Genomic DNA, 7,101 nt, shown 5'->3' with positions numbered 1-7,101 from the left:
TAAAAAAGCCATACGTTTATATGGTTCAAATTAGCTGTTAACGGTTTATGAATTGCACCAGGTGCGCCACATGTCGCGGTAAGCGGCTTCTAGTTGGCGGGTGATGGCGGCGGGGTCGCATTCCGCGGCGGTCATGCGCTGGCGCAGTGACTGGCGTACCTCGTTGAGTTTGGGCAAATCATTGGCAAAGCTGATGGCGCACTGCAGGTATTCGTCTTCGCTGTGCGTGATGAACTCGGGCAAGCCGACGCGCGACAGGTGGGCGGCGCACAGGCGCGACACCGCATGGTCGCCAGCCAACGTGATCACCGGCACGCCCATCCACAGCGAATGCATAGTGGTGGTGCCGCCGTTGTACGGAAAGGGGTCGAGTGCCAAGTCGATTTGGCCGTGCAGCGCCAGGTATTCCGGCACCGACACGCGCGTCTGCAATAGCAATCGCTCAGGGCCAATGCCCGCTGCGCCGAACAAATCGGTCAGGCGCTGCTGGATGCCGCTTTCGGTCACATTGCCCAGCAGCAGCCGGGCTTGCGGCAGGGCCTGCAAAATGCGCGCCCACAAGGCGATGACCGCCGGATTCACCTTGCTCAGGTTGTTGAGGCAGGCCAAGGTGAGTTTGCCGGATGTCAGCGCAGGCAGTGCGTTGACCGCGGGTGCAGCGGGATCGGGCTGGTAAGCCATGCCGCCGGGAATACGCACCAGCTTCTCGCTGTGGTAGCGCTCGGTCAGGCCCACGGGGTCTTGCCAGGGGTCGCTGATGCGGTAGTCCATCGCACTCAAACCCGTGGTGCCGGGGTAGCCGATGTAATTGACCTGCACCGGCGCGGGCTTGCGGGCGAACACCAGCAGGCGATTGGCTGCGGTGTGGCCTGACAGATCGACCAGGATGTCGATGGCATCAAGACGGATGCGCTGCGCCAATTGCTCGTCGCTCAGGGTGTTGCAGACCACAAAATGGTCCATGTGGGCGGCAATCCACTCGGTATGGCTGTCATGCTGGATGTTGTTGTAGTAGCCATAAAGCTCAACTACTGTCTTGTCGTGACAGGCCAGGATAGGCTCAAAGAAAAAGGCCACCACATGGTTGCAAAAATCGCCCGAGACATAGCCCACCTTAATGCGCCGTTCAGGCTCGCGGCTGTTGGTGTGCGGCTGCCAGCCGCGTTTGAGCGGCGCCTCGAAGCGCTCGGCAAAGCGCAAATGCTCGCTGAACAGTTCGGCGGGTGAGCAGGTGCTGAGGCTTTGCATGCCGAACAACAGATTGCTGTAGGCGCGGGCATTGTTCGGCTGCAGCAGCAGCGCCTTGCGGTAGTTGGCGTTGGCCTCGTCTGGTTTGCCTTGCGTCAGCAGCGCCGTTGCCAGGTCGAGCCGGGCATCAAAGTATGTCGGGTTGAGCACCAGCGCCTGCTGGTAGTTGGCCACGGCCTCGTCCAGTTGGCCTTGAAGGATGAGCGCATGGGCCGCGGTGTAGTGCGCCTCGTCCACCCGGCCCCGGGCGAACAGTGCATTGGCCAGGTTGAGAAGCACGTGGTAGGTGACCGGCCGCAGTGAAATGGCCTGCCGGTAGCTGGCGATTGCCTCGTCCAACCGTCCGTGGGCGCTAAACGCCGTGCCCAGCGCCACCAGCGCATCGATATAACCCGGCTGGCGCGTCAGCACCTGCTGAAAACACGCGATGGCTTCGTCCAGCTGGCCCAGGTCCTGGTGCAGATTGCCCAGGTTGAATTGATAAGTGGTGTCGGCGGGGTTGAGCGCGATGGCCTTTTTGATGAGCGGAATAGCCAGCTTGCTTTGGCCCTGCTGGTGGTAAACCAAGCCAAGCAAATGCAGGGCGTCAGCGTGATGGGGATCAGCTTGCACTATTTGCTGATAAATCACCTCGGCCTGACGAAAATTGCCGCTTTGGTGAAGCGCGATGGCCGTTTGCAGCGCCTGCGCATTAGAAGCGGCACCGGCGCCGGGTTGATTGCGGTCAGGGTTCGTCATGGGCAGGATAAGGCGTGAGTGGCAGCCCAGCGAGCTTATCATTTTTGGGTGGCAAAATCGGGCACTCTGCACCACTCCTGTCCAAGCTTGCCCATCGCCAGTTTCGAGCCCATCTACCTATGAAAATGACTTTGCCCAAAGCCTGGCTGATCCTGTTCGGCTTGCAGATCGTGCTGATCGGGGTGATATTTTTCAGCTTCCTGTCGGGCCAGTTCTATTTTGCCTACATGGACATCGGCAGCGACACCTTTGGGCAGTTTGCGCCCTCGGCCATGAACCTGGCCCGTACCCTGGCGCGCGAGGGTTTTACGGGTTGGTCGTTTGTAAGCGGGCTTGGTAGCTCTACTGCGCTTTGGCTGGGCGACGTGTTCAGCCTCTTGGGTCTGCTGGGCGGCCCCGACGGTGTACTGCCGCTGCGCATCTGGGTACATGTGCTCAAGATGGTGCTGGGCGGTGCTGCTTTTTTTGTGCTGATCCGCTGTTATGTGACGCGATGGGAAACCATGGTGATCAGCGCCCTGGCCTATTCGTTTTGCGGCTTCATCGTTATCAACGGCCAATGGGACTCCGAAGGCACGGGGCTCATTTTATTTCCACTGATCCTGTGGGCCATCACCCGGACGCTGCGCAGCGGCAATGTGCTTGCGCTGCCAGTGGTGTTGGCGATATCGCTTGTGTCGGGTGTGTTTTTTGTGTCCCTGGCTATCTTTTTGATGCTGGCATGCCTGGCATTTGTGCTGACCAGCCCAGAGCCCAAAGTGATGTTCAAGCTCTGGCTGCTCAGAATCTTGCCGCTGACCGTATTGGGTTTCCTGCTGGCGGCGCCGGTTCTTTTGCCGATCATGTTCCAGCTCATGGATGGCTCGCGCGTTGGTGGTGGACAGAATCTTTTCAAGGATTCTGTGGCGCAAAGCCTTCGGTTTAATGAGTGGTCTCTGATTGCTGCGGAAATTGGCGGACTTTTTCATAAGGACATTTTTGGCATTGGCAGCAATTACAGGGGCTACTGGAATTACCTGGAAGGGCCAGGTTTTTACATTGGCATTTTTCTATTTTTGGTGATCCCTCAGCTTTGGCAAGGCACGGCCGCTGAGCGCAAAGCCATGCTGCTGGGGCTCGCGGCGGTGGCGGCATATTTTGTGTTCCCGGTGTTTCGCATCGCCGCCATGGGCTTTGCGGCGCCGTATTTCAGAATATCCACGCTCTGGGTCTCGCTGCTGCTCTTGATGCTTGCCGCCAAAGCGCTTGACCAGGTGCTGTCCAAGGGGGTGAACGGGCGGCTCCTGGTGATTGGCGCAGGTGTCTTCGGCTTGCTGCTGGCGCTGGTCTTGATGAGCCTGGGTGCCAAGGTGTGGCAGCCCCATGTTTATAAAGTCATCGGTCTGGCGCTGCTGGCACTGGTGCTGCTGCTGCTGGCCCAGCGCCAGGTGTTGTCTGCGCGGGTCTTGCCGTTTTTATTGATGGGGCTGGTGGCGGTGGAAACCGTGCTGATCGCCCAACCCTCGTACCTGAATGGCCGCGCCATCATCACACCGCAACAGAATCCCTACAAAAACGATGGCACGCTGCAAGCGCTGCGTGACATTCGCAACATCGACAAGGGGGTTTTTCGCATCGAAAAGACCTACCACTCTGTGTCACTGGCCGATGCGCTGGCGCAAGACTACATGGGCGTCAAGTCGTACTTTTTTCATAGCCGCGGTGTGGTCGATTTTTATGTCGGCCTGGGTCTGATCCCGCCGCCTCAAGCGGCCGGCGCCGTGAACTACACCAACTGGCTGCCCAACATGGGGCAGCGGTTCATGTTGAATTCACTGCTGGGCGTCAAGTACCTTGTTTCCAGGGCGGTGTTGCAATGGCCGGGCTATGTTGCCGTGGGCCAGGGCAGCAACTACATCATCTACCGCAACGACATGGCGCTGCCGCTGGGCGTTGTGCATACGCGACAAATCACGCCAAGCACCTTTGCCAAACTGGCCACACGGCCAGAGCAGGAGGCCAACATTTACCGCGACATCGTCATGATGAATGCGGTGGTGCTTGACCAGCCTGTGCCAAACCATGGCGAGCTGTTCGACCTGGACGGCCTGGTCAGTTCAAACGCGCTCACGCTTCAAGACAATTACTACCAACCCGCGCTGGCGTTGCAGGCGACCGGGTTGCGCCTGGAGCAGTTTGCCAGCAACCACCTCAAGGGCAGCATCAGTCCAGAAAAGAATGGCGTGCTGGTTTTCTCGATCCCGTTCAACCAGGGCTGGTCTTTGCAGATAGACGGCCAGCCCACGCCTTTGATGCGCGCCAATTTCGGCATGCTGGCGGCTCCCGTGGCGGCTGGCACACACACGGTGGCGCTTGATTTCCGCATGCCGGGGCAGCGCGTGGGGGCCATGCTGGGGCTGCTGGGCTTGGGGTTGCTGCTGTTGCTCGGAGTCAAGAGGTGGCGCCATTAATTTCCTGGCTGTTGCCTTGCTCGCCCTGATCACGCACCTGAGCGTGGTCTTCGGCTTGCTCGTGCTCCTGCCGATCTGGCTGGCCCCGCTGCTGACAGGCGGCATTGCGGCGCTGGCTTCCAGCGCTGACTGGAAGCACGCCGCTGGCGGGACTTTTGTCGGTTTGGGTGCTGGCGTCCTGCTGGCCCGACCCTGGTTTGGCGGCGGGGGCGGTGCGTTGGCAAGCCCGGTCGAATCCATAATTTTCATCGTGCTGGGCGCCATCGCCGCCGGCGTTGTCGCCTTGGCATTACGCAAGGCAAGCAAGCGCAACAAGGCCGAGTGGCGGGTTGCCATCGGGGCTGTGGCCGTTGTGATTGCCCTGATGTGGGCCACCACGGCAGCGTCAAACCGGGGCGACTTTGTGCCCAACGAGCCCACCGTCAACCAATGGCTGTCCACCAAACCCGCGCTGGGCGCCACACCCGGCGACCGCGACTATTTTTTGCGCGTTTTTTACGACATGCACGATGGCGTGCCCTACTACGAAGCCTACATCAACGTGTACCGCGCCGACCCGCTGGGCGAGTTTCGCCTGCCCAACGGCGTGCCAGGCTATCGCCTGCCCACCTTGTTTTATCTGTGGCTTTTGCTGCCTGCAGACGGGTCTGCCATCCCGTGGTTGTTTCTGGTTTTTGCCACGCTGGCGGTGGGTTCGGCCTTTGCCATTGGCGCCCAACTGGGGCCGCCGCGGCTGGCCGTGCTGGGCGCGCTGATGGTGGCCACGGCCTACCTGTCCATTGCCACCAGCTCGTTTGTGGTGTTTGTGGACGGCTGGGCGATGGCGCTCACGCTGGCAGGTATTGCGCTGTTCATCGCCTCGGTTCGCAGCGCGTCAGCCAAGCTGCTGTGGGCCGCCATGTGTGTGATGCTGCTGGCCGCGGTGTTCAGGGAAATCTTGATCTACCCCATGTTGCTGGCAGCCGCCAGCGTGGTCACGCTGCCCATGGGCCAAAGACTCAAAGCACTCTGGCCCTGGCTGGCTGGGTTTGGTATTTTTGGCGCAATCTACGCGGCGCACGCTTCGGCCATAGACGGGCGCGTCGATCAGGCGGGCTCGGTTGGCTTCTGGATCCACGGCGGCTTGGCACACCTCGCGGCAACGCTCAGGTTCTTCGATCAATTGTTTGCCGGAGCGCCATGGTTTGTGCCGATGCTGGTTCTGGCCGGCTTGGCCGGTGCCGTGACCCTGCTGCTTGGCCAGCGGCGGCTGGGCGCTTTTTTGGTGGCGGTGATTGCCGTGCCGCACATGGCCTTTCTATTCTTCGGCGGCACGGGCCGCGACCTGATCACCGGGTCGGTAGGAGGCTACTGGGCCATGCTGGTGGTGCCCATTGCGCTTGCATTGGCGCCCGTGGCGATTGGCCGGATGCTTGGGCTTGAAGACTCGGCCATCAACGACAAGGCAGCTTCTTGAACATCAATTTCCAACGCGCGGTTGATCGCCTGGCGGGCGTGCCTATTTGTGCGGGCTTGTCGCTTTTTGAAAAACTGCGCGTGTTCTTTTTGGGCGAAGCAAAGGCGCAGCCGCCACAACGCATCCTCATCGTGTTGCTGTCCGAAATGGGCAGCCTGGTACTGGCGCAGCCGATGTTTGCCGAGCTGCGGCGCCGTTATCCCACTGCCGAACTGCACATGCTGATGTTCCGCAAAAACCGCGAGCTGCTGGAGCTGCTCAACGTCATGCCGGCCGACCACATCATCACGCTCAACGACCAGGCGCTTGGCGAGTTTGCAAGCGACAGCATCAAGGCCCTGCGCCAGATGCGCGCGCTGCGGTTCGATGTGGTCATCGACTGCGAACTGTTCTCGCGCGTGAGCAGCATCTTTGCGTATCTGTCGGGGGCGGCGGTGCGCGTGGGCTTTCATGCGCACACCCAGGAGGGGCTGTATCGCGGCTCGTTTATGAACCGCAAGCTCATGTACAACCCCTACCGGCACCTGTCGCAACAGCTCCTCACCATGGTGGATGCCATCGAGTCGCGTGGCCGCCCATTGGCCAAGGCGGTGGCGCACGCGGTGACCGCGCCGCCGCTGCTGCAATTTGCCGAGGGCGAAGTGGCTGGCGTGGCCGAGCAGTTGCACCAAGACTTTCCCGCCGTCAAAGACCAAAAGCTGGTGCTGGTCTATCCCGATGGCGGCTTGCTGCCCATCCGGGCCTGGCCGCCGGCCTATTACAAACAACTGTGCAGCCAACTTTTGACAGACGGCTACGCGGTGGCGCTCATCGGCCTGCCCGACGCCAAGCCGCTGGCGCAGGAGATTGCGGCGCATTGCCAGCACGCGCTGTGCATCGACCTCACGGGCTACACCAGGTCGATCCGGCATTTGCTGGCGCTGTTCCACCGGGCCTCGCTGCTGGTGACCAATGACGGCGGGCCGGGGCAGTTTGCCGCGCTCACGCCGCTGCCAACGCTGGTGTTCTTTGGCCCGGAGACGCCTGCGCTGTACAGCCCGCTGGCGCCCAACATCCACACGCTTTTCATGGGCCTGTCGTGTTCGCCCTGCCTGACGGCCTACAACCATCGCAATTCGCCATGCGACGGCAACAACCAGTGCCTGCAACAGATCACACCCGAGCAGGTGCTGGCGCAGGCCCGCGCGCTGCTGCAAGGTGGCCACTAGC

Annotated in this window: 4 protein-coding genes; 3 read left to right on the top strand and 1 reads right to left on the bottom strand. The window is 60.9% G+C overall.

The window, feature by feature from the left end; genetic code table 11:
* Nucleotides 1-45: 45 nt before the first annotated feature.
* The gene (locus PHQ58_RS20970; RefSeq protein ID WP_300115288.1) at nt 46-1,986 is read right to left on the bottom strand and encodes a tetratricopeptide repeat protein; all 1,941 of its coding nucleotides are present in this window, start codon (nt 1,984-1,986) and stop codon (nt 46-48) included.
* 119 nt (nt 1,987-2,105) lie between these two features.
* Here PHQ58_RS20970 and PHQ58_RS20965 point away from each other — a divergent pair, with 119 nt between their 5' ends.
* The 3 genes from PHQ58_RS20965 to PHQ58_RS20955 are packed head-to-tail and all read left to right on the top strand — an operon-like array spanning nt 2,106 to nt 7,100.
* Nucleotides 2,106-4,436, top strand: a complete 2,331-nt coding sequence (locus PHQ58_RS20965; protein WP_300115285.1) for a YfhO family protein — start codon at nt 2,106-2,108, stop codon at nt 4,434-4,436.
* Nucleotides 4,437-4,452: 16 nt separating this feature from the next.
* A complete protein-coding gene (locus PHQ58_RS20960; RefSeq protein WP_300115283.1) occupies nt 4,453-5,892 on the top strand; it encodes a hypothetical protein in 1,440 nt (479 codons plus the stop codon).
* Nucleotides 5,889-7,100 (top strand): glycosyltransferase family 9 protein, encoded by a 1,212-nt coding sequence (locus PHQ58_RS20955; protein ID WP_300115282.1) that lies wholly within the window; start codon nt 5,889-5,891, stop codon nt 7,098-7,100. The genes PHQ58_RS20960 and PHQ58_RS20955 overlap by 4 nt, the downstream gene beginning before the upstream one ends.
* Nucleotide 7,101 lies beyond the last annotated feature (1 nt).

Origin of the sequence: Rhodoferax sp. (genome assembly GCF_028688795.1) — a bacterium.
GTDB lineage: Bacteria > Pseudomonadota > Gammaproteobacteria > Burkholderiales > Burkholderiaceae_C > Rhodoferax.
Note: the sequence above shows the minus strand (reverse complement) of the source record. Positions and strands in the feature narration are given on the sequence as shown.